Genomic DNA, 20,983 nt, shown 5'->3' on the forward strand with positions numbered 1-20,983 from the left:
GGTTTCAGAATAATTTTGATTACCTGCTTTCGGGATTGATAAATAGTTTGATAACCTTGAGATTGGCGCTTACTACGCGTTGCACTGTGGAGCGTTTGGCATGGCCGCCTTTCATGATATTGAAGTAGGAATACCTACTGAGGCCCGAATAGGCTAATGCCTTTTCTTTTGCCCCTTTGCGCTTTGATAATTGTATCTGATACATCTTACAAACGCTGGGTGGAAGGGCAATTATATTAAGTGATAATTTTGGTTTTGTGTTGTCCATTTTTTTTGTTTGATTTGTACTAAAATACAGATGTGTCATTGAACTGTACAAATGTATGGCACTTTTATACAAAAATCAATAAATTGTACAAAATATTTGCACAATTTATGCGCATCTATACCAATGAAAACCCAAAATGTTGATAATAAGGTGATTAACCTTATTGATTTTCAGAAAAAGCAACGCCTTAAAACTGAGGAGGTTGCTACAGGATTAGGGATTTCGACGAGCCTGTTGTACAAATTGTATAAGGGTGAACGGAACCTGACAGATGAGCTTGTGGAAAAAATTCAGACATTTATGCTTGGGTTTGGTTTGCAGGCAACAGGCCGGAATGAGCGGGTAAGAAAGCTCAGGATTGAGCGCAATGCCGTTGATAGCCTTGAGGTGTCGATGGACGAGAATGACCTCATTGAGGAATATATAAATACACACGGAAACCGTTTTACGAGAGTAGACGACGAAATAATTATTGAAGTGCCTTTGCTGAACCATGAAGCCTATGCGCGGTATCTGGACGAAATCTCGGAAGCCCGCATCTATGAAAGTGAGAAATTAGTATCGTTTGTGGTCGAGAAATTCGACACAGCGTTTCATTTAGCCTTTAAAGTATATGGAGATTCGATGAATGGTGGCCGCCTGACGGACACACCCGACAAAGCTATTGTGCTGGGCCGTGAAGTAGAAAAAAGTGGCTGGTTTGACGGCGGACTGAAAATTGACAAATATGGCTATGGCTGGGTGATACTGACCGAGCGCAATATTCTGTTTAAAGATATTGTATCGTTTGATAAATCAAGCGGCATCATCACCTGTCACTCCCGCAACCCCAGCCCGGAGTATTCTGATTTTGAGTTATCGCTGGGAGAAGTGCATCAGATTTTTAAGGTTTTGAGGCGGATATTCTGATACCTGGCCCAGTGCGACCCGCCCAGAGTCTCCCTTTCATGAAAGAGAGGGAGACTTTGCAGATGTATAGCTTATTTTACTGGAAGGGAACACTGTTTGGTTGGCTGAGATTTTTGAGATGCCTTGCGGGTATTGCCTAATCCCGGAGCCGTACTACAAAACCATTGTTCGAGAAGTTAGTAGAAAGCACATCTTCGCCAAAGACCACTTCCTTCAGAAAAGTACCTACACTATATACATTCATTTTACTATCGGCTGTTAGCTTCAAAGCCCTGTCCAGTTCTGTGTTTCCCATTGATTGTGCCCATTTAAATTTCTTTTCATAGATATATTCGTATTTAGCAACAAGAATATCCTGGTCTCCTTTGCCGGTTAGTTCAGTATCCCCGATAAGAGTAGACTCAACGAAGCTTCCGGCAATATAAATACTACCCATATTACCAAGAAAGACCGATTTAACGAAGTCGTTGTTAACCCCTCCGTCTCTGAACGCCCACTGCGAATTACCCAAATTTGAAAACCTGGCTACATATATATCAGAGCCACCTTTGCTTGTCAGTGATTCATTGGCAATATTCGCTGTGCCTTCAAATTCGCCTACGATGTATAGCTCTTTAGCTGTATTTGTGCATAAGTCATTGCCATAATCATTGCCAGTGCCTCCCATACCCTTTGCCCATGCCAAAGCACCTGCACTACTATAGCGTAGCATAAAAATATCATACCCTCCTGCGCTTGTCAACGATTTAGTGCTGAAAGTAGCACTTCCCTGAAAATTGCCCGCCACCGTTACATCTCCATCAGAGTTTACCACAATACTCCTGGCAATATCTGAACCCGAACCTCCTCCTTTCTGTACCCATTGAAAAAAGCCATCATTGTTATAGCTGGCCACAAACATATCCTGTCCACCGGCTGAAGGTAGGGTTGTCAGCCCAAAAACAGCATTATTCTTATAGGAACCACAGATATAAATATCGCCATTGTCGGCAACAGTCAGGTCATTGGCCTCATCTTCGCCGGGCCCACCTGCTTTTCGTACCCACTGAAAATTTCCTGTACTATTATATTTGGCCAGAAAAATATCTGTCATTCCTGCGTTGGTCAGCGTAGTTGCGTCAAAAGTTGCATTCTGATTGAAGAGTCCGGCCACATAAATATTTCCGGCGGCATCGAGCACCATTTCATTGATTTGAATCACCCCTGGTGAGTGTCCTGCTCTCTGAACCCATATCAGATTGCCGGTACTATTATATTTGGCAATAAAGAGCGACCACGCACTGCCCTCTGCAGCACTCATAACTGTATTCTCAAAATAAGCAGGTCCGTTAAAAAAGCCCGCTATATATACATTTCCGGCGGTATCGGTAGCTACAGCATTGACCGATGACGCAAAATAATCACGCACCTGCCAGGCAATCATTGACGGATTCGTAATGTCGGCACCGGTTAATACCTTAACCCATTGGTTTTTTTTATACAAGCGAAGGGTATTAAAGGTCAGGTCATAGGCCATATCACCTTTTTGAGGCGAAGGTATGGCCATAATAGCTTCATAAGAGAGGCGTGGCACACCGCCCTGACTGGGGGTTATGCCGTTGGGCAGGATTGTAACACTCTGAGCAAAAGCCATAGAACTAATGGCAAGCAAAACAAATACTGATACGGTTCTGATAGTGTATCTGATAACCGGACGGGCGAAGTAATGAGATTTCATAAAGCGTATTAAATATGGATGAATACCCAAAACTATACGCTGAATTACTACCCCTAAAAAATTATGAGCCAAACCACAGAAAACATCCTTTGAATGACGAAAGATTGCTATTGAGCCGTTTTTGTTAGAATTGCAATGAAGCAGGTATGTTGTGCTGATGTGTCAGGGAGCCTCTATTAGTATGAATAGCTGTATAATATAATACATCAGCAATCCACCTACTACGCCCAGGGCATCTGCCAGGCCATCATACCAACTGAAAGTTCGTCTGTATTTGCCGGGCAGGTTATCCTGCCACACTTCCAATAACATTCCATATACTATACCTATCAGAAAGGTTTGGAGGTAGTTTTTAAAGACAAACTGCCAGCAGAATGCCCACGCAGCAAATGCCACAAAATGCGCCACTTTGTCGAGATGACCCGTTACTTTTACACCTCTGCTCGCCATGCCTCTGGTGATTCCTCTGGTAGGCATAGAGAATAGCAAAAATATCATGGTACTAATAAAAAACGCAGAATATTTATGAGAAAGGATGGCTATAACGCCTTCTTTGATTTCCATAGTGGGTTTGCTAAGGTGGTTAAGGATTTGCTAAGGTACTATGAGAAGAGCAGTTTGAGAAAATTTTTTACCCAAACCTTTTCAGGAAAAGCATAGCCCCCAATTTCATTTGAATATCCGCTTGTCAAACGGAAACTTCTCAATTGCAGTAATAGCAATTTTAACAAAATCTTTGTGGTTGGGGTTGATGAGTACATTAAAGTCTCCCTGCGTAACAACCGAAGGTATCATTAAAACACAATATTTGTTTTCCAATACAATGTCGTCACCGAATTTCTGGGTGGAGGCAGGGTGAGGAAAATCTTTCCAGTTGGGTGGTAAATCAGACTCCTGCACTTGTGTAAAAGCTACTTCATCAGGAATATTGATGCTAATCATCACGTAATCATCTGGCAGGGTAGCCAATGTAAAATGGACTGCCACTTCTGCCATAGCCAACGATCGGTTTTCGGCTGTATAAATCAATTCAATTCCAGTCGAATTCCATCTTGCCCCTTTAATAGCGGCTCCTTTTCCTGACAACGGACTTGCATATTTCTCTCTTGAAAGTCTGTACACCTCCATATTATACCAATATTCCGTGGTTAATATGAATTAATTCACTCATTACAAGGTCTTTTCCGTAAGAATCTTTTAGTAGTTCAATAGGTTTTAAACTACCTAAAGCATAATTGGGGGTATTGAGCCAGAGCCGGAGTTTCTCCATATTGCCAAAAACCTCCAACCCCATCTTAGTGACCTCGGCCACTTCAATTATTTTCTCTGAGTGAATCGACTTGAAAGAGTAATTCTCTGCCGATTTGTATCGATGTAATGATTTGGTTGAAATATCCAGAAAATCTGCCCAGTCGTTTTCTGTCAGAGGGGTATAATCCTGAATCAGATCAAAGAGGGAATAAGGTATGCCCGTTCTTATGGCAAAGATGATAAGCATCTTGTCGGACAGGAAATCTTCATAAGTAATAGACTTGACCTTAACGGGCGATTGCCGTAGGAATGAAGTAATTTCTTTATCCAGTTTATGTTCGATAGTTGATTTTGCAGTTACCATAACAGGCTGTTCGGACATTTGTCTGTAAATATAGGACAAATATCCTGATATTGCAAGAGGGATTTTGTTAATGGAGGTGAGTTTTAGTTGGGGGATTATTTTGGAAAGGAGAAGTTGAGGTAGGAAAAATACAGAAGTTGCACTCCTTCTTTTATTTATAACAAAATTAGATTAATCCGAAAAATAAATTAGCACGTATTATATGAAATTGCGATCCAGTTTTATAATTTTGAATTAAGACTATCGGAGATACTTAAATTTGCTGTAATAAATCTCTAAGAAAGTAATCAGGGAAAATTGAAGAATTAAAATAAGGTTGCCTGATTAGTGAAGTGAGTATCTTTTTATTTAGTTCGTGACTATTTATCTTCAATAAAATTTGCATATAATTATTAATGGAATTAAGTGCAATTTCAAGATTACTTTACAAAACTGACTGTTTGATTATTAACATAAACTTCTATTAAAATGGAACAATTAGACTATCAAAATCCCTATCGGAACGCTTTTGAAGGTATGCTAATCTTTTCTGTTATTGCTTTAATTATTTGGATAATAATCTTGTATTCAGTAATTCGATATGCTTCTCGTTCTACAGGCATTTTTAATAACCAAATACTTATTATTGGATTATTGAAACTAATAGCCAAAAAGAATGGTGCTACTGATGATGAGATTAATGAATTGTTGAATAAATAACCTAATAATACTATTTCAATGACTGATGAACAAATAGACAAACTGCATAAGTTAAATACTTTACGAAAAGATGGGATAATAAGTGAGGTAGAGTTTGAAAAACAAAAGCGTGAAATACTTGGAGATAAAAGGCCAGTGATTGTGTCTTCGAGTGGTAAAGTGATTGAAGCCAAAAAGACAGGAAACTTTACCAAATACCTAATATTGGGGATTGGTGGTTTTTTCTTTATTGGTGTTATTGCTACAGGAGTTTCGCGCCTGTTTATGACGCCGGAAGAATTAGCGATTGAGAAAAGGCAACAAGATTCTACTGCAAAAGCGCAAGCAGAAGTGGAAAAAGAAAATGATTTGGCTAAAGCGCGAAAAGACACAATTATCAAACTATACGTAGCTTCCAAATTAGCAATAAAGCAATCAATGAAAAATCCTGATAGCTATGATGAAGTTGCCCACAAAGAATATTTCGTAATAAAAGAAAAGAAGGATTTAAAGAAGAGGAATTTTCCACATATACAGGTATATATCAAATATAGAGGCACAAACTCTTTTAATGCTGTAGTTACCGACGAAAAGCTATTCAGTTATGATAAGAATATGAGATTATTAAAAGTGGAGTAGTGAGTTGAGCTAAATACTTGTTTTTATATCTAATCCTTATGGAAAATTTATTAGAAGAAATTAGAATTGATATTAAAGAGGGTAAGAACCTTGAAAGTCACATTCATAATTTAACTGAAATGATTAAAAGTGAAGAACACTATGGAATTTTAAATCCATCTAATGAAATAGTAAGCGACATTACAGAACTTCGAAAATTAAGGATGCACGCTACTTTTCGACTAATCTCTGAAATGGATGATTTTACAGGTACAATATCAAGTATGTTTAGATATTATTCTGAAAACTTAGATGATATTAAAGAAAATGTCAATGAAGGATTACATTCTGAATTCAACGAAAGAATACTAATCCTTTTAATGGATTATTATATTTTTAGAGGTGGAGAAAACCTCAACTTCCTTAATAGAATACAATCTTTATTAAAGGTTTTACGAAATAATTAATGTGCTAATTTTACCATATATAAATGGATTTAACACAGGCTGTAGACATACTATTAGATTATATGTATAACCAAAACAAAGAAATGGGTCACATTTCTACGATTTTAGAAGAATTAGATTATGAGTATAATAATCGCAATTCATACATACTTCGGGATAAATTAATACAATTAGGCTTATTTGAAATGATTAATGTTTCAACGCAAGCAGGAGCAGATTTTATCCTTTATCCAAATGCAAGAGGCTTAGAATTTGTTAAAGAATTTAAAACTTATTCAAATTATTTAGATATAATTAAAAAGGAAAAAGAAAAGCAAAATAAACTTTCCACACAAGATGCTAAGGGAAGTTTTTGGGGTGGAATTGCTGGAATAGGTTCACTAATTATTTCAATAATCGTAACTATTTATTCTTTGTATCAAAACAATAAACAAGACAAAATTAATGAAGAGCTTATAAAGACTATTGAAAAACTAAATAAGGAATCTGAAAGTAAATATAACACTACTCGAAATCAAGCACAGCTCCACCAAAGTATGGACTCATTGACGAACTTAAAAAAGAAATAACATTTCTAATCTTTATTTATAAAGAATTAACATTTTTATCTATACCCTATTATGCCCCTTCCCTTCCAAGAATAAGCATACTATACCCCCCATTCCCAAAACCGCACACTCCGTCCCATTATCGGACACTTTTTCAAATCACAAAAATACTTAAACCTCTCACTATCAATCAATTATCATTTGGCACGTTGATTGGAGGACTTCTATTGTATTTGTTTCAAAAATGAACAGATACAGTAAGCTAAGCTAACCGTGCCACGCTCGCATTCGGACGAGTAGAAGCGTGACACAGTAGGCAAAGCAATAAGCCTCAACACATATACAAAATTTGAAAAAGCTATGGATAAGGAAATCTCAATACAAGAGGTTCGGAAACAGAAAAGTAAAAACTGGCTGATTGGCTTCGTGGCGCTTGTCGTCATTCTGCTGATTGTCTGGTGGCTCAGAAATACACTTTCGTCTTCTATCAGCAAATCTGAAATCAGAACAGCGGTGGCCGAAATGGGAGATGTAGAAAATACGCTCACGGCATCGGGGGAGGTTCAGCCCGAATTTGAGCAGGTGATTACCAGCCCTATCACGGCGGTGATTCAGCAGGTATTGCTCGATGCCGGAAGCACCGTAAAAGCCGGAGAGAAGATTCTGGAACTGGACAAAGAAGCTACACAACTGACTTTCGACAAAGAAAAGGATGAGGTAGAACTCAAGAAAAACAAAGTGGTGAAACTGCGCCTTGATTTAGACAAAAGTTTCTATGACCTGAAAATTGATGACTCAATCAAAGCCATGAAGATTACGAGCCTACGTGCTGATGTTGAAAATGCCAAACGCCTGCAAAAAGCCGGAGGTGGTACCCGCGAGGCCATCGAAACGGCAGAAATGAATCTTAGAATAGCCGAATTAGAGAAAAAACAACTGGAAAATGACATCAGAATCAAGCAGCAAACGATGCGGGCTGATATTAAGGATTCGGAGTTATCGGCACAGATTCAGGAAAAACAACTGATGGAGTACCAGAGCAAATTGCAAAAGGCCAATATCATTGCCAACCGCCCGGGGGTGCTTACGTATGTGAACAAAAACTTAGGTTCTAAGGTATCGGAGGGTGAAATCCTGGCACGTCTGGCTGATCTGGGGAGCTTCAAGATTATCGGGTCTATCTCTGATAATTATGCCGAGCAGGTAAAAATCGGGATGCCCGTCATTATCCGCATTAATGATACGCAACTGCGCGGTAGCCTGACCAATATTCAGCCATCGGTGCAAAACAATATCCTGAGTTTTGATGTGGCACTTGATAGCAAAAACACCGATTTGCTTCGCCCGAAACTGAAAGTAGAGGTTTTTCTGGTAACTGCCGCCCAGCAGAATGTGGTGCGGGTAGCCAATGGCCCGGCGTTTAAAGGGGCAACAATGCAGGATTTGTTCGTGCTGAGAAAAGACGGCAAAGCCGAAAAACGGACGGTAAAACTGGGTCTTGCCAACTTTGATTACGTGGAGATTACAGAGGGCATCAAACCCGGTGAAACGGTGATTATTTCAGACCTGAGCGAATACAAGAATACTAAAGAACTGGAGATTAAGTAGGCTAAATTGTGTATTTATTATCACGAAAAAATCCATATAGTGTGGTTGGATTATAGAATTTACCCTAAACTATTTTGTATTCATAGTCTCGGGATGTTACTTTTTTAGCTGAAAAAAAGTAACCAAAAAAGCAGCCATCATTTAAACTCACACAATTAAAAATCCTTTAGTCTTTTCTTAATATATAGACAATATCCAGATTTTTAATTGTGCTCAGACAGGGAATGATGTTTTAAGGATACAATTTTCAGTTGTCAATTTTTTCCGGGCGGTTTGTATTATTCTTTGTGATTATAATTTATTATGAAAAAGCTAATTTGCATACTCATTACATATCTCCTGACCCACTCCTATGCAGCACAGGCACAGGGGGTTACAAGGCTCACGCTACCCGAAGTGGTAGAGATGGCCAAGGGTCAGTCTATCGCGGCACGGCAGGCAGCTACTACCAAAGAAACAAAATACTGGGAGTGGCGCACGTTTCAGTCGAACTACAAACCTCAGTTGACTTTAAATGGCAATCTGCCGGCTTTCACCCGCTCGTTTGTGCAGGTTGTGCAACCAGATGGTACTATCCAGTTCCAGCCTGTCCGCTACAACAACTCCTCACTCAACTTATCTTTGAGCCAGTCGGTAATGCAAACGGGCGGGCAAATCTATGCCACCACCGAATTGCAGCGTTTTGATGATTTTGCCCGCAAAAATACACTTTATAACAGTACACCTTTTGCTGTGGGCTACTCGCAGCCCATACTCAGATTTAACCCCATGAAGTGGGATAAAAAAATTGAGCCGCTGAAATACGACGAGAGCCGTCAGGTATTCATCGAATCGCTGGAGCGCATAGCGGTAAAATCGACGGAATACTTTTTCAATCTTTTGCTGGCGCAGGTGAACCTGCAAATTGCAGAAACCAACCTGAGTAATACTGAAACGATTGTAAAAATTGCCAACGAAAAATATGACATCGGCAAAACGACCCGCAACGAGATCCTGCAATTGCAACTGGAATCGCTGAAGGCACAAAAGGCTATTGGTACTGCCAAAAGAGATTTGGAAATTGCCACACTCAACCTGAAAGCCTATATCGGTTTGCAGACAGATACACGTCTGGAACTGGTAGTACCTGCCGAAACATCGGCTATTCCTATCTCTAATCAGATAGCGTTGGAACAGGCCTTTGAAAATCGTTCGGATGCTGTGGCGTTCCGTCGCCTGCTTTTAGAGGCCGACCGCGCGGTGTCTAAAGCCATCGGAGACAATGGGTTGAATATGACCCTTACGGCTACCCTGGGGTTTTCGAACAGAGGGCTGACAATCCCTGAGCTGTATCAGAAACCGCAGAGCCAGGAAACAGTACAATTACAACTGGATATTCCGATTCTGGACTGGGGGCGTTCAAAATCGAGAACCAAAACGGCAGAAGCACAGAAAAAACTGACTGAATACACCGTTGAACAATTGAAGCAGACCTTCAGGCAGGAGATTTATACACAGGTAACGCTTTTTGAGATGCTGCGCAATCAATTAAGCCTGACCTCGCGGGCTGATAGCATAGCCTCTGAAAAATACCAGATTGCGCAAGACCGCTACGTGCTGGGCAACCTGAGTATTACAGATTTAAGTATTGCGTTTCAGGAAAAAGACCAGGCCAAACGCGATTATATCAATGCCCTGAAAGATTATTGGTCAACCCATTACCAGTTACGTTATCTGACACTCTATGATTTTGAAAGGAATCGGAAGTTATTGGCAGAGAATTGAGTGATTGAGTGATTGAGTGATTAGTTGAGTGAATACTTTTGAAGAGCCTAGCCGGCGTCTGAGCGGAGTCGAAGGCCACGCTAAGCAATTAATCACTAAATAAAAAAAATCACTCAATCACTCAATCACTCATTCACTCATTCACTCATTCACTCAATAAGAAAATTATCACATTAAACGCTCAATAAATTATGATTAAGTTAAAGAACATCGAAAAAGTTTATCGTACGAGTACCATCGAAACTCTTGCCCTGAATGAGATTAACCTTGAAGTAGGGAAAGGCGAGTTTCTCTCTATCATGGGGCCGTCAGGTTGTGGTAAAAGTACCCTGCTCAACATTATGGGTTTGCTTGACGAACCCTCTAAAGGAGAAATTACCGTGGATAACGAGACCATCAGAGATTTTTCAGACAAAAAACTGGCGCATTTCCGCAACCAGAAATTAGGGTTTATTTTTCAGAGTTACCATCTCATTAATGACTTGCCCGTGCTGGACAACGTGGAACTGCCGCTTCTGTACCGGTCTGCATCGGCGAACGAACGCACACAACTGGCCACTGAAGCCTTGCAGAAAGTAGGTTTGAGCAACCGTGTGAAGCACTACCCAACCCAGCTATCGGGTGGTCAAAAGCAGCGTGTAGCGATTGCCCGTGCCATTGTGGGACGCCCTGAAATTATTTTAGCCGATGAGCCTACCGGAAACCTCGACAGTGCCATGGGTAATGAGATTATGGATATTCTCATCAACCTCAACAAAAATGACGGCACTACCATTGTGATGGTAACACACGATGAAAATATGGCGAAGAAAACGAATCGTTTAGTAAGACTATTTGACGGAACACAGGTAATGTAAGAATCGTGAATTAGCGAATTAGTGAATAAATATTTTTTAAACTAATTGGCAGAATGTACATAAAGAATACTCTATGTGACACCATTCATTACTCGCTAATTCGCCATTCGCCGCAGCGGCGGACCGCTAATTCACCATTAAAATTTTATCTCTCATGCTTAAGAATTATTTAAAAATAACATTTGCCGTACTGAAACGTCGGAAGTTCTTCACGTTTATCAGTCTCTTTGGTATCAGCTTTACTTTATTGGTGCTGGTAGTCATTACCTCTTTTATTGATCACCTCGTTTCGGCGGGTTATCCCGAATGGAATCGGGACAAGTCTTTATATATCGAAAGAATGGTTCAACGAGATACTGCACAAAACGGGCAAACTAATGGCCCGGTTAGTATGTACTTCATTGAGAATTTTGTCCTGAAAATGACCACACCTCAAATGATAGGATTTGCTTCGTATCCGAATACGGTGAACGCCTACGCCAATCAGAATAAAATAAAACTGATGTTTAAATATACAGATGCTAACTTCTGGAATATCACCAGTTTTGATTTCCTGGAGGGCAAGCCGTTTAACAAGCAAAATATCGACAATAATGATTTCGTGATGGTGATTAACGATGACACCCGCGACAAATACTTTGGTAAGGGGGTATCAGCAGTTGGTAAAACGATGGAGTTAGATAATATTACTTACCGCATCATCGGTGTAATTCGTGGTTGCCCTGTTACCCGTATCTATGTGGCATCAGACGTATATCTGCCTTATAATACTTCCAAAAGAGACCATACCAAAAAAGGTTTGAATGGTAATTATATGGCATTCTTATTGGCCAATGGCCCTGAGGATTTTCCAAAAATCAAGGCCGAATATGCCTCAATCATGCGCAAAGTACCCATCACAAGCGATGACAAGTGGTTTAAGCCAAATAAAGTAGAATCAACTGCAGATACTTATGTAGGTTCGTTTATGAGCCAGTTTACCGATTCTGACGGCGACACCAAAAAGGCATATCTCTACATGGTGCTTGTGGGTTTTGCTTTATTGTTTATGTCGTTGCCTGCCATTAATCTGGTCAATGTCAACATCAGCCGTATTATGGAGCGGGCCTCTGAAATTGGTATCCGCAAGGCATTTGGCGCATCATCCAAAGTACTTACCTATCAGTTTATTACCGAAAATATCATTCTGACGCTGATTGGTGGCATTATTGCCTTGATTCTATCGGTGGGTGTTATCTATTTTATCAATACCAGCGGGATGATTAATTATGCCGACCTAACGATCAACTGGAAAGTTTTTGTCGTAGCTATTCTGGTGAGTCTGGTATTCGGGCTATTGTCGGGCGTTTATCCGGCCTGGCGTATGTCTCGCTTACAGGTGGTGAACGCACTTAAAGGGGGCGAGTAATAGCTATTTAATCAATCACATTCAAAACATTACAACTATGTTTAAACATCTTTTTAAATTGATATGGAAGAAGAAAAAGAGCAGTTTCCTGATGATGCTCGAAATCTTCGTGTCCTTTCTGATATTATTTGCGGTCTGGACACTGAGTTTTTATAATTATCGCAATTATTCAAAACCCTCAGGTATCGACCACGAAAACGTGTGGGCAGTTTTTATCAATTTCAATACTGATAATGATAGTCTGAAAACGATTTATCGTGATCTTGTCAGACAAAAACTCAAAACCTATGCTGAAATAGAAGCGTTTGCCTTTACTTCAAGCAATATGCCTTATAGTTTTAGTTCTTCTAATAGCAGTATGAAGTATAATGGCCGCGAAACACATCCTGAATTTATGAGTGTTGACCCAACCTATCCCGATGTACTGAAAATGAAATTAACGGAGGGTCGCTGGTTTACTGAGGGCGACAAAGTAAATAAGATCAAGCCAATAGTAATTACTCAAAAAATGAAAGATGATTTATTTGGTAATGATAATGCTCTGGGGAAAATAATTGGCGAAAAAGACGACAGAAAGCAGGTGATCGGTGTACTCCGTCATTTCAAATTTGAAAATGACTTTCAGGCAGAGACGGCTTGTATGTTAGAACCTCTTAATGGTTGGCATACAGATATGTTGGTAAGAGTAAAACCTGGGACGACTGTAGAAACTGAAGCCAAATTATCAAAGGCTATTGTGCAGTTAGGTAAAGACTGGTCGGTAGAAATTCAACACTTAGATAATATGAAGGCTAACAAAAACCGCATCATCTGGGTACCGATTCTGATATTGCTGATTGTGTGCGGCTTCCTGATTTTCAATGTGGCGCTGGGGCTGTTCGGAGTATTATTTCAGACGATTAGCCGCCGCAAGCAGGAGATTGGTGTACGCAGAGCCATTGGTGCTACCAAAAGTCATATCTTGTGGCATTTTGTAGGAGAAACGGCCGTGATTACCACCTTTGGTATTATTTTAGGGCTGTTTTTTGCTATCCAGTTCCCGTTACTGAATGTTTTCGATTTAGATGCTTTTACTTATGTAATGGGGATAGTGCTGGCTATAATTTCTATTTATGTGCTCGTTATTGCCTGTGCCTTGTTCCCAAGCAAACAGGCATCAGAGATTTATCCGGCAGTGGCGCTGCATGAGGAATAGGGATGGAATTGTTTATTGCGTTATATTTGTGAAATGAAAAAATACCCCACACCCCAACCCCTCTCCCCAACAGTGGGGAGAGGGGCTCAAATTCCCTCCCCACTGTTGGGGAGGGTTAGGGTGGGGTTAATTTACCCCCCATGCTCTTAATCATCGACGATGACATAGCTGTACGAACCTCTCTTTCTTTACTCATGAAAAAAGAGGGGTTTGATTTTGTTGCTGTGGGTTCACAGCAGGAGGCGCTGGCGTTTTTACAACTGGAAGTACCTGATCTGGTAATTTTAGATATGAATTTCTCGAATGATACGTCGGGCGATGATGGTCTGAATTTGTTAGAGAAAATCAAGAAAGTCAATAATAGTATTCCGGTAATACTGATTACGGGTTGGGCAACGATTGATCTGGCCGTGAAAGGCATGAAATTAGGGGCGAGTGATTTTATCAACAAACCCTGGCAAAACGCGCATCTGATGCAGTCTATTCGCACCATACTGGATTTATCTGAAAAGAAAACTCTGACACTGACACGCAAGAGATTAGATGCTCAATATAATTTCAGCCAGTTGATAGGCGAAGATGCAGAGTTTCTGCGGATATTAGAGACCATTGGAAGAGTTGCCTCTACTGATGCTTCGGTGCTGATAATGGGTGAGAGCGGCACAGGTAAAGAATTAATTGCAGAGGCGATCCATCAGAATAGCCAGCGTAACCGCAAGCCGTTTGTGAAAGTCAATTTAGGTGGAATCTCTACGAGTTTATTTGAATCTGAAATGTTCGGGCACGTTCGTGGGGCTTTTACAGATGCCCGCTACGACCGCGTAGGCCGATTTGAAATGGCCAATAAAGGCACTATTTTCTTAGATGAAATCGGGGATTTAGATTTGAGCAGTCAGGTAAAATTATTGCGGGTACTGCAAGACCGCACCTATGAGGTGCTGGGTAGTAGCCGTACCAAAACCCTTGATGTGCGGGTAGTGTGTGCCACCAACAAGAATTTAGAGGAAAGCGTACAGAAAAATGCTTTCAGAGAAGATTTGCTGTATCGTATCAACCTGATTACGATTAATCTGCCCCCTTTACGCAAACGCCCGAACGATATTCCGTTGCTGGTTAATTTCTTTGTGCAGAATCTCAGGGAGATTTATAGCCGTCCGAATCTGCGGGTTACGCAGGAAGCCATGAAATGGTTGAAACAACTGCCGCTTCCGGGGAATATACGACAGTTGAAAAACCTGGTAGAGCGAACCATTTTAGTGAGCAGCCATGATACTTTAGAGGTAGCAGATTTTCAGGCGCAATGGCAGCCAACAGCCCGCAAGCCAAGCTCTGTAGCCTTGCCGGAAGTGGGAAGCATGACACTTGAGGAAATGGAAGTGCAGATGATTAAACGTGCGCTGGAGTTTCATAAGGGTAAGGTAATGACGGTAGCCAAGGCACTGGGCTTGACTCGCAGTGCTTTATATCGTAGATTGGAGAAATATAATATCCCGCATGATGAAGATCCGGACTAAGTTTTTGCTTTTCATGGTGGTTATCCACTCTGTAATGATTGGCCTTTCTTTCTATATTTTTCAGGAAAACAGAATTTATTTTATTGTTTCAGAGGTTTTTATACTGCTTTCGGTGTTTATTGCCTGGCAGTTATATCATGATCTGATTGCGCCTGTCCGATTATTGATGACGGGCGTGGATGCCATGCGGGATAAGGATTTCAGCGTGAAGTTTCTGAAGATTGGCAAGCTTGAGATGGATATGTTGATTGATGTGTACAACGGTATGGTAGACCAGCTCAGGCATGAACGCACGCAACAGGAACAGCAACATTACTTTCTCGAAAAATTAGTTCAGACCTCTCCTACCGGAATCCTGATTTTAGATTTTGATGATCATATTGCCAATATCAATCCGAAGGTTTGCGAGATATTGAGTACGCCTGCCGAGGAACTCATCGGCAAATCTGTTTTTGATTTTGATAAGGTTTTACTGCAAGCTATCAGTACACTGAAAACCGGCGAATCGAAGACTATCTCGCTTAATGGCATACAGACCTATAAATGCCAGAAGTCGCATTTTATCGACAGGGGTTTCCCACGTTTTTTTGTAATGATAGAAGAACTGACAGCCGAGATTCTGCAAGCAGAAAAGAAAGCCTATGGAAAAGTAATACGGATGATGGCGCATGAGGTGAATAATTCTATCGGCTCGGTTAATTCTATTTTAGATACCACGATTCAGCTACAGGAAAATGACTCTGATATTAAACACGCCCTTGAAATTGCGATTCAGCGGAACGACCATCTGAACTATTTCATGCGGAATTTTGCAGATATGGTGCGCCTGCCGGAACCACGACCCGAGAAAGTAGATTTGAATGAGTTGCTGCGAAACACCATCCGGCTGATGGAGTTCAGAGCTTCACAATCAGATATTACCCTGAATGTAGAACTCACAGAAATGCCTTTCCTGATTTCGGCAGATTTGCACCAGCTGGAGCAGGTGGTGATTAATATTATCAAGAATGCGATTGAATCGATAGAGATACGCAAGCTACGGAATCCTGATACTTCTCTTGCCGGCCTGATTACTATCAGAACCTCTTTCAAACCCAAACAATTAGTGATTGAAGACAATGGCGTGGGGATTTCTCCCGACGCAGAAAAGCAGATTTTCTCGCCTTTCTTCACCACCAAAGAAAATGGGCAGGGTATAGGCCTGACGCTCATTCGTGAGGTATTGGTGAATCATGGTTTTCAGTATGCTTTGAAGACGAATGAGGATAAGCTGACAGCTTTTCAAATTCGGTTTTGAGTTTTTGTTTTAACCACAGAGTTGCGCGGAGTTAGTCACGGAGTAGTGCGGAGGCAAAAAGTCCTCGATGAAACTTCGTTCTATTGCCGGGCGTCGGTCGCTCTGTGGCACTCCGTGGTTAAAAAGCTCACACCCTCAATTAAAAAAGTAATTCAAGCCAATGCCAAACTGAAAAGTCTTTACATCGGGGCGGTCTTCGATTCCGTCTTCATTGAGAAGGAAACTACTGAATTTGCCTAAATTGGCTCCGGCTTTGAGGTTAAGGGCTAATCTGGGGCTTACAAAGAAATTAACCCCACCGCCTAAAGATAGCGCGCCACCACTTAGTTCGTATTTAAAGAGTTGTCCGTTCAATTGTACGGGGTTAACGACAAGATACTGGTAATTATAGGCTAATTCGGCATAAGGTCTTACTTTTTGTAGTGTTCCTCCGAAATTATAACGGGTTCCTACCCCTACGATAGTCATCCCGTAGTCGTCCCAATCGTTTTTGAAGGCAAAAGAATGGTAATCGAGCGTGGCAAAGAGTTCTATATGCTGGGTAAGCCCAAAACCAAGGTTTAGCCCACCGCCTATACCTGTGGGTTCGAGTTCATCTAACTGATTGAAATAAGAAGAGGCCCAATGCTTGTAGCTGCCTCCCAGCCCGATATGGAAGCCCTCAGTATTGGAGCGCAACGTAAGGGCATCCTGAGCCCGGGAGGAAAGGCTTATGATTGTGCACATGACGATAAAGGCTATGTATTTTTTCAAAATAGTTTTCATAAAGTTTATGATTTAAAAGTTTATAGTGTAATAGTTAAGATGGCATTGGCGGTTTTGGGGTCGGGCAGTATGCGCATACCTCTTGTAAAAACCACAGGCTCGGTAGTGCTACCGGACTTACCCAGTTCAGGGCTTTTGAGGGGTACCCAGTCGCCATTGACGGCTTGCACCCGCTCGGGTCTGAACTCCAGAAATGATTTTCCGGCATCGCTTGAGCGGGCACTGGTTACTTTAGCTGTCGCACGGGCACCTGCGGCAATAACCACGATGCCATCTACCCGGATATCGGTCAGTACCCGCAGGTTAATACTCTTGCCTTTGATGCCCGGGTCGTTGGAAGAAATGGTTTCATCTAATGCTACCGCTACCGATAAACCTCTGATCGTTACATTGCGTGAGGCCCTGACTTTAGGTTCTTCTTTTACGGATTCTGGGTCTTTTACCGGGTCTTTTACCGGGTCATTAACCGGTTGCTTTACAATCGGCTCTGACGGGGTTGGCTTAGGGTCTTCTTTCTTTTTCTCCTCTTCTTTTTTCTCTACGGGTTGTTTGGTTTTGTCTTTTTCCTTACTCTTTTCTTTGTTGTCTACAGGTGGTATATCTTTGGGTCTGATTTCTTTTTTTTCTGTGGGGTTAATTACCTTGTCTAAAGGTTGCTGGAAACCAACGCTATTGTTGCTGACTTTCTGAGAGTCGGTATCAGATACTGTCTGCGGAATTACTACCTGGGTAGTGGGTGTAAAGCTCTGCTCCTGTTTGTTATCAGGTTTTTTTGGAGACATAAAGAAAACGCCTCCAATAACTATCATCACCGCTGCAAGCACTGCTCCGCCTAAAATCATGCCTTCGGTTGATAACATTCTTGACTTGACTGTCTGTACTACTGTAGGCTTAAAGCCTGTTCCTTGTTGCTGTTTTTGGTGGTAGTCGGCCAGTCGGGTCGGGTTAGTGTTGGCTTTGGTATAAGCTACTGTTGGGTTTACATTTATTTCTACTTTTTTAGGCTGTAGCGACTGCGGCACTACCTTGCCGGGTGTTACGATGGTGCTCAGGATATGGCGTAAGTCTGCCGCGCTTTCAAAGCGTCTTTCGGGTTTCTTCTGGAGTAAAGTATCGAGGATTTCTTCTACTTTTTTGGGCAGATTACCGATGCGCGTTCGTAAAGGAATCGGTTTCTTAGTCAGAATCTGTGTTATGAGAGTAGAATCAGTTGAGGCCTCAAAAGGCATTTTGCCCGATAGCAATTCATACATGAGTACACCAATGGCGTAGAGGTCTGACTGAACACTGGGTTCGCTGCCGTCTAATAGTTCAGGGGCCATATATTCAAGTGTACCTACGATTCTGTCGGCCCGTGTGAGTCTCTGTGAACCTACCATGCGGGCAATGCCGAAGTCCATCAGTTTTACTGTGCCGTCACGGGTAAGCATGAGGTTAGCAGGTTTGATGTCGCGGTGTAAAATACCTTTTTCATGGGCGTGATGCAGGCCGTCCAGGGTTTGCATCAGTATTTTCAACACTGATTCAAGAGGTAAAGCTCCGTTTTGTTTTAGCAGTTTTTCAAGATTCATCCCATCAACAAACTCCATCACCATAAAATTGTCGTTGCGGTCTCTCAGAAAATTATAGAGTACGGCCACATTTGAGTGATTGAGTTTGGCAGACAAAATGGCTTCGTTGCGGAAACGCTCAAAAAAGGTGGTATCACGCACCAGATGCGGATGCAGAATCTTGACAGCCACCGAGCGTTGCAAAAGCGTATCTGTTGCCCGATAGACCGTTCCCATACCTCCCTCGCCTAACAGCTCTTCTACATTATAGTTTTGTATTTTCTGGCCTATCATGGTATGTCAATGTTTTCGGTAGGTTTAGCGGGCTGAAATTCCTCAGGGTTCACACGCTCTACCAACAGCACCGTAATGTTATCGTGTCCGCCTCTTTGTTTGGCGGCATCTACCATTTGCTGAGCTGCTTCATTCAGCGCAGGAATGGTTAAAAAAGTGGCTATTTCTGCCGGACTGAAATAATCATAGAGGCCATCACTACAGAGCATAAGCCGATCGTTGTTCTCAAACAAGGTCGGAATAGCCTCTACGTCTACTTCTACTTTATTGTGCGTGCCCATTGCCCGTGTGAGCATATTTCGGTCGGGGTGTTTTTCGGCTTCTTCTGCTGATATGACACCCTGCTGAAGCAGCTCCTGCACATAAGTATGGTCAGTTGATAGCTGAATCAGCTGACCGTCTTTGAACAGATACAACCGACTGTCGCCTACGTGTGCCATATACAGCCTATTCTGGCAAATGGCAACAGCCGTGCATGTTGTACCCATTCCTTTTTGCATCACATTTTTGTTGGCAGCCTGCCAGATAGCCCGGTTTGCCTTGGTAAAGGCTACAAACAAACTTGATTCGGGCGTATCTTCCTGCTGGTAATAGGCTTTGGCAATTGTTTCCACAGCCATTTGTGACGCTATTTCTCCGGCGGCGTGTCCGCCCATTCCATCTGCCACAATAGCGAGAAATCCTTTCTGGGTTCTCCCTACTATTTTAGACGGCCGCACAAACCGGGCTGCATCTTCGTTGTTGGTGCGTACTCGTCCTACATCGGTTACCACCACCGCCCTCAGGTCTTCTTCTCTGATGGGGTGTTCTTCTGTAGGCTTAGGCTCGCCTCCCGATAACCATTTTTTCCAAAACATCTTGTAGATGATTAAATGATTGATTAATATTTAAACCCCACCCTGGCCCTGCCCAACAGTGGGGAGGGAGTTTTGAAGTCCCTCTCCCCACAGTTGGGTCGGACCGCCGAAGCGGAGAGGGAATTTAGGGAGAGGGGTTTTTATAGGTCTAAAACGCATTCCTAACCCAATCACTGACCCTGTTGAAAATATTATTAGGGTCAGTTTCGCCTCTTAGCTCGCTCAGGAGAGCTTCAGCGGTGATGCGTTTTTTGGGATTGTGTTGTAATAGTTTTTCTATCAGCCGCTTGCTTCTTTTTGAAATATGCGGATTAATCAGGTTGGGAGCCATGTACTCGCCACGTTCGATTCTGATGCGGGTTTCGGTTTCGGTTTTGCCATCAAAAGGCAGTTGTCCTGTCAGCATTTCGTAGAGTATTACACCCAATGCCCAGCAGTCAGACTGTATATTACCTTTACCCTGAAACTGTTCGGGAGCCATATAGTAGGATGTTCCGACGATGTATCCCTCTTGTGTGAGTTTGGGTGTATAAGCTGCTTTGGCTATGCCAAAATCCAGCAGTTTCACTACACTCTCTTTGGTTACTTTAATATTGGCAGGTTTCAGATCCCGATGAAAAATCGTATTGGTGTGCAGATGCGCCACCGCAGCGGCCATCTGCTCGAGTACCTTCCAGACAAAGGTTTCGGGTAATGCCCCCTGTCTTTTTATGAGCCTTTCCAATGTCAGGCCTTCTACATATTCCATCACAATACATGGGATTCCATTTTCGACAGAATACTCATAGAGTGCGGCGATATTGGGGTGCTTTACCGATGATTGCACGTAGGCTTCATTACGGAAACGCTCTACCTGGTCGATACGGTTTAATACTTTTACAGCAGCAGTCTGACGAGAGTGTTGATGTTGTGCCTGATACACTTCTCCCATTCCACCCGAGCCTAACCATTGTGTGAGTATGTATCCTCTGATATTCTTATTTAAAAATGGTTCCTGCATGTTGACATTTGATTTATTGCGTGAATTGATCCTGAACTATGATTCAAGACTAAA

The 20,983-nt window shown here is 41.9% G+C and carries 21 protein-coding genes; 12 read left to right on the top strand and 9 right to left on the bottom strand.

Annotation, left to right across the window (positions count from 1 at the left end; all coding sequences use genetic code 11):
- Window positions 1-19: 19 nt before the first annotated feature.
- Window positions 20-268 carry a hypothetical protein gene (locus H1R81_RS13250; protein WP_181841205.1) on the bottom strand — a complete coding sequence of 83 codons (249 nt, stop codon included), beginning with the start codon at window positions 266-268 and terminating at the stop codon, window positions 20-22.
- A gap of 123 nt (window positions 269-391) precedes the next feature.
- On the opposite strand from H1R81_RS13250, the gene H1R81_RS13255 reads away from it, so the two are divergent.
- Window positions 392-1,177: a hypothetical protein gene (locus tag H1R81_RS13255; protein ID WP_181841206.1), complete on the top strand. Its 786-nt coding sequence runs from the start codon at window positions 392-394 to the stop codon at window positions 1,175-1,177.
- A 136-nt stretch (window positions 1,178-1,313) separates the two neighbouring features.
- Here the strand turns inward: H1R81_RS13255 and H1R81_RS13260 are convergent, their stop codons facing one another.
- The 4 genes from H1R81_RS13260 to H1R81_RS13275 all read right to left on the bottom strand — a co-directional run bounded on the left by H1R81_RS13260 (window position 1,314) and on the right by H1R81_RS13275 (window position 4,527).
- Entirely contained in the window at window positions 1,314-2,894 is a 1,581-nt protein-coding gene (locus H1R81_RS13260; RefSeq protein WP_181841207.1) for a hypothetical protein, read from the bottom strand.
- 162 nt (window positions 2,895-3,056) lie between these two features.
- Window positions 3,057-3,458 (bottom strand): VanZ family protein, encoded by a 402-nt coding sequence (locus tag H1R81_RS13265; protein WP_181841208.1) that lies wholly within the window; start codon window positions 3,456-3,458, stop codon window positions 3,057-3,059.
- A 105-nt stretch (window positions 3,459-3,563) separates the two neighbouring features.
- The gene (locus H1R81_RS13270; RefSeq protein WP_181841209.1) at window positions 3,564-4,022 is read right to left on the bottom strand and encodes an RES family NAD+ phosphorylase; all 459 of its coding nucleotides are present in this window, start codon (window positions 4,020-4,022) and stop codon (window positions 3,564-3,566) included.
- A gap of 1 nt (window position 4,023) precedes the next feature.
- Window positions 4,024-4,527, bottom strand: coding sequence for an antitoxin Xre/MbcA/ParS toxin-binding domain-containing protein (locus H1R81_RS13275; protein WP_220275221.1), 504 nt, complete (start codon window positions 4,525-4,527; stop codon window positions 4,024-4,026).
- 450 nt (window positions 4,528-4,977) lie between these two features.
- Here H1R81_RS13275 and H1R81_RS13280 point away from each other — a divergent pair, with 450 nt between their 5' ends.
- The 11 genes from H1R81_RS13280 (at window position 4,978) to H1R81_RS13330 (ending at window position 16,463) form a co-directional block, all read left to right on the top strand.
- Window positions 4,978-5,208: a hypothetical protein gene (locus tag H1R81_RS13280; protein ID WP_181841210.1), complete on the top strand. Its 231-nt coding sequence runs from the start codon at window positions 4,978-4,980 to the stop codon at window positions 5,206-5,208.
- Between the two features lie 18 nt (window positions 5,209-5,226).
- Entirely contained in the window at window positions 5,227-5,826 is a 600-nt protein-coding gene (locus H1R81_RS13285; RefSeq protein WP_181841211.1) for an SHOCT domain-containing protein, read from the top strand.
- A gap of 38 nt (window positions 5,827-5,864) precedes the next feature.
- On the top strand, window positions 5,865-6,272 hold the full coding sequence (locus H1R81_RS13290; protein ID WP_181841212.1) for a hypothetical protein: 408 nt from the start codon (window positions 5,865-5,867) through the stop codon (window positions 6,270-6,272).
- 23 nt (window positions 6,273-6,295) lie between these two features.
- Window positions 6,296-6,841 carry a hypothetical protein gene (locus H1R81_RS13295; protein WP_181841213.1) on the top strand — a complete coding sequence of 182 codons (546 nt, stop codon included), beginning with the start codon at window positions 6,296-6,298 and terminating at the stop codon, window positions 6,839-6,841.
- 339 nt (window positions 6,842-7,180) lie between these two features.
- On the top strand, window positions 7,181-8,428 hold the full coding sequence (locus tag H1R81_RS13300; RefSeq protein ID WP_181841214.1) for an efflux RND transporter periplasmic adaptor subunit: 1,248 nt from the start codon (window positions 7,181-7,183) through the stop codon (window positions 8,426-8,428).
- 303 nt (window positions 8,429-8,731) lie between these two features.
- Window positions 8,732-10,192, top strand: a complete 1,461-nt coding sequence (locus H1R81_RS13305; RefSeq protein WP_181841215.1) for a TolC family protein — start codon at window positions 8,732-8,734, stop codon at window positions 10,190-10,192.
- Window positions 10,193-10,383: 191 nt separating this feature from the next.
- On the top strand, window positions 10,384-11,049 hold the full coding sequence (locus tag H1R81_RS13310) for an ABC transporter ATP-binding protein (protein WP_181841216.1): 666 nt from the start codon (window positions 10,384-10,386) through the stop codon (window positions 11,047-11,049).
- A gap of 154 nt (window positions 11,050-11,203) precedes the next feature.
- A complete protein-coding gene (locus H1R81_RS13315) occupies window positions 11,204-12,457 on the top strand; it encodes an ABC transporter permease (RefSeq protein ID WP_181841217.1) in 1,254 nt (417 codons plus the stop codon).
- A gap of 37 nt (window positions 12,458-12,494) precedes the next feature.
- Window positions 12,495-13,652 carry an ABC transporter permease gene (locus tag H1R81_RS13320; protein ID WP_181841218.1) on the top strand — a complete coding sequence of 386 codons (1,158 nt, stop codon included), beginning with the start codon at window positions 12,495-12,497 and terminating at the stop codon, window positions 13,650-13,652.
- 140 nt (window positions 13,653-13,792) lie between these two features.
- Window positions 13,793-15,166 carry a sigma-54 dependent transcriptional regulator gene (locus H1R81_RS13325; protein ID WP_181841219.1) on the top strand — a complete coding sequence of 458 codons (1,374 nt, stop codon included), beginning with the start codon at window positions 13,793-13,795 and terminating at the stop codon, window positions 15,164-15,166.
- Window positions 15,147-16,463 carry a PAS domain-containing sensor histidine kinase gene (locus H1R81_RS13330; protein ID WP_229251122.1) on the top strand — a complete coding sequence of 439 codons (1,317 nt, stop codon included), beginning with the start codon at window positions 15,147-15,149 and terminating at the stop codon, window positions 16,461-16,463. Before H1R81_RS13325 ends, H1R81_RS13330 begins: the two co-directional genes overlap by 20 nt.
- 135 nt (window positions 16,464-16,598) lie before the next feature.
- Here the strand turns inward: H1R81_RS13330 and H1R81_RS13335 are convergent, their stop codons facing one another.
- The 4 genes from H1R81_RS13335 to H1R81_RS13350 form a co-directional block, all read right to left on the bottom strand.
- A complete protein-coding gene (locus H1R81_RS13335) occupies window positions 16,599-17,228 on the bottom strand; it encodes an outer membrane beta-barrel protein (RefSeq protein WP_181841220.1) in 630 nt (209 codons plus the stop codon).
- A 20-nt stretch (window positions 17,229-17,248) separates the two neighbouring features.
- Window positions 17,249-19,072, bottom strand: a complete 1,824-nt coding sequence (locus H1R81_RS13340; protein WP_181841221.1) for a serine/threonine-protein kinase — start codon at window positions 19,070-19,072, stop codon at window positions 17,249-17,251.
- The gene (locus H1R81_RS13345) at window positions 19,069-19,929 is read right to left on the bottom strand and encodes a Stp1/IreP family PP2C-type Ser/Thr phosphatase (protein WP_181841222.1); all 861 of its coding nucleotides are present in this window, start codon (window positions 19,927-19,929) and stop codon (window positions 19,069-19,071) included. Before H1R81_RS13345 ends, H1R81_RS13340 begins: the two co-directional genes overlap by 4 nt.
- Before the next feature lie 148 nt (window positions 19,930-20,077).
- On the bottom strand, window positions 20,078-20,929 hold the full coding sequence (locus H1R81_RS13350) for a serine/threonine-protein kinase (RefSeq protein WP_181841223.1): 852 nt from the start codon (window positions 20,927-20,929) through the stop codon (window positions 20,078-20,080).
- Window positions 20,930-20,983: the final 54 nt, after the last annotated feature.

The organism is Emticicia sp. BO119 (assembly GCF_013912375.1).
Lineage (GTDB): Bacteria > Bacteroidota > Bacteroidia > Cytophagales > Spirosomataceae > Emticicia.

Excerpts from the sequence above, each read along its gene's own strand:
- H1R81_RS13295 (WP_181841213.1), top strand. The coding sequence starts at position 6,296 with ATGGATTTAACACAGGCTGTAGACATACTATTAGATTATATGTATAAC.
- H1R81_RS13340 (WP_181841221.1), bottom strand. The coding sequence starts at position 19,072 with ATGATAGGCCAGAAAATACAAAACTATAATGTAGAAGAGCTGTTAGGC.
- H1R81_RS13280 (WP_181841210.1), top strand. The coding sequence starts at position 4,978 with ATGGAACAATTAGACTATCAAAATCCCTATCGGAACGCTTTTGAAGGT.
- H1R81_RS13305 (WP_181841215.1), top strand. The coding sequence starts at position 8,732 with ATGAAAAAGCTAATTTGCATACTCATTACATATCTCCTGACCCACTCC.
- H1R81_RS13275 (WP_220275221.1), bottom strand. The coding sequence starts at position 4,527 with ATGTCCGAACAGCCTGTTATGGTAACTGCAAAATCAACTATCGAACAT.
- H1R81_RS13290 (WP_181841212.1), top strand. The coding sequence starts at position 5,865 with ATGGAAAATTTATTAGAAGAAATTAGAATTGATATTAAAGAGGGTAAG.
- H1R81_RS13250 (WP_181841205.1), bottom strand. The coding sequence starts at position 268 with ATGGACAACACAAAACCAAAATTATCACTTAATATAATTGCCCTTCCA.
- H1R81_RS13325 (WP_181841219.1), top strand. The coding sequence starts at position 13,793 with ATGCTCTTAATCATCGACGATGACATAGCTGTACGAACCTCTCTTTCT.
- H1R81_RS13260 (WP_181841207.1), bottom strand. The coding sequence starts at position 2,894 with ATGAAATCTCATTACTTCGCCCGTCCGGTTATCAGATACACTATCAGA.
- H1R81_RS13310 (WP_181841216.1), top strand. The coding sequence starts at position 10,384 with ATGATTAAGTTAAAGAACATCGAAAAAGTTTATCGTACGAGTACCATC.
- H1R81_RS13270 (WP_181841209.1), bottom strand. The coding sequence starts at position 4,022 with ATGGAGGTGTACAGACTTTCAAGAGAGAAATATGCAAGTCCGTTGTCA.
- H1R81_RS13330 (WP_229251122.1), top strand. The coding sequence starts at position 15,147 with ATGATGAAGATCCGGACTAAGTTTTTGCTTTTCATGGTGGTTATCCAC.
- H1R81_RS13350 (WP_181841223.1), bottom strand. The coding sequence starts at position 20,929 with ATGCAGGAACCATTTTTAAATAAGAATATCAGAGGATACATACTCACA.
- H1R81_RS13265 (WP_181841208.1), bottom strand. The coding sequence starts at position 3,458 with ATGGAAATCAAAGAAGGCGTTATAGCCATCCTTTCTCATAAATATTCT.
- H1R81_RS13315 (WP_181841217.1), top strand. The coding sequence starts at position 11,204 with ATGCTTAAGAATTATTTAAAAATAACATTTGCCGTACTGAAACGTCGG.
- H1R81_RS13285 (WP_181841211.1), top strand. The coding sequence starts at position 5,227 with ATGACTGATGAACAAATAGACAAACTGCATAAGTTAAATACTTTACGA.
- H1R81_RS13300 (WP_181841214.1), top strand. The coding sequence starts at position 7,181 with ATGGATAAGGAAATCTCAATACAAGAGGTTCGGAAACAGAAAAGTAAA.
- H1R81_RS13255 (WP_181841206.1), top strand. The coding sequence starts at position 392 with ATGAAAACCCAAAATGTTGATAATAAGGTGATTAACCTTATTGATTTT.
- H1R81_RS13345 (WP_181841222.1), bottom strand. The coding sequence starts at position 19,929 with ATGTTTTGGAAAAAATGGTTATCGGGAGGCGAGCCTAAGCCTACAGAA.
- H1R81_RS13335 (WP_181841220.1), bottom strand. The coding sequence starts at position 17,228 with ATGAAAACTATTTTGAAAAAATACATAGCCTTTATCGTCATGTGCACA.
- H1R81_RS13320 (WP_181841218.1), top strand. The coding sequence starts at position 12,495 with ATGTTTAAACATCTTTTTAAATTGATATGGAAGAAGAAAAAGAGCAGT.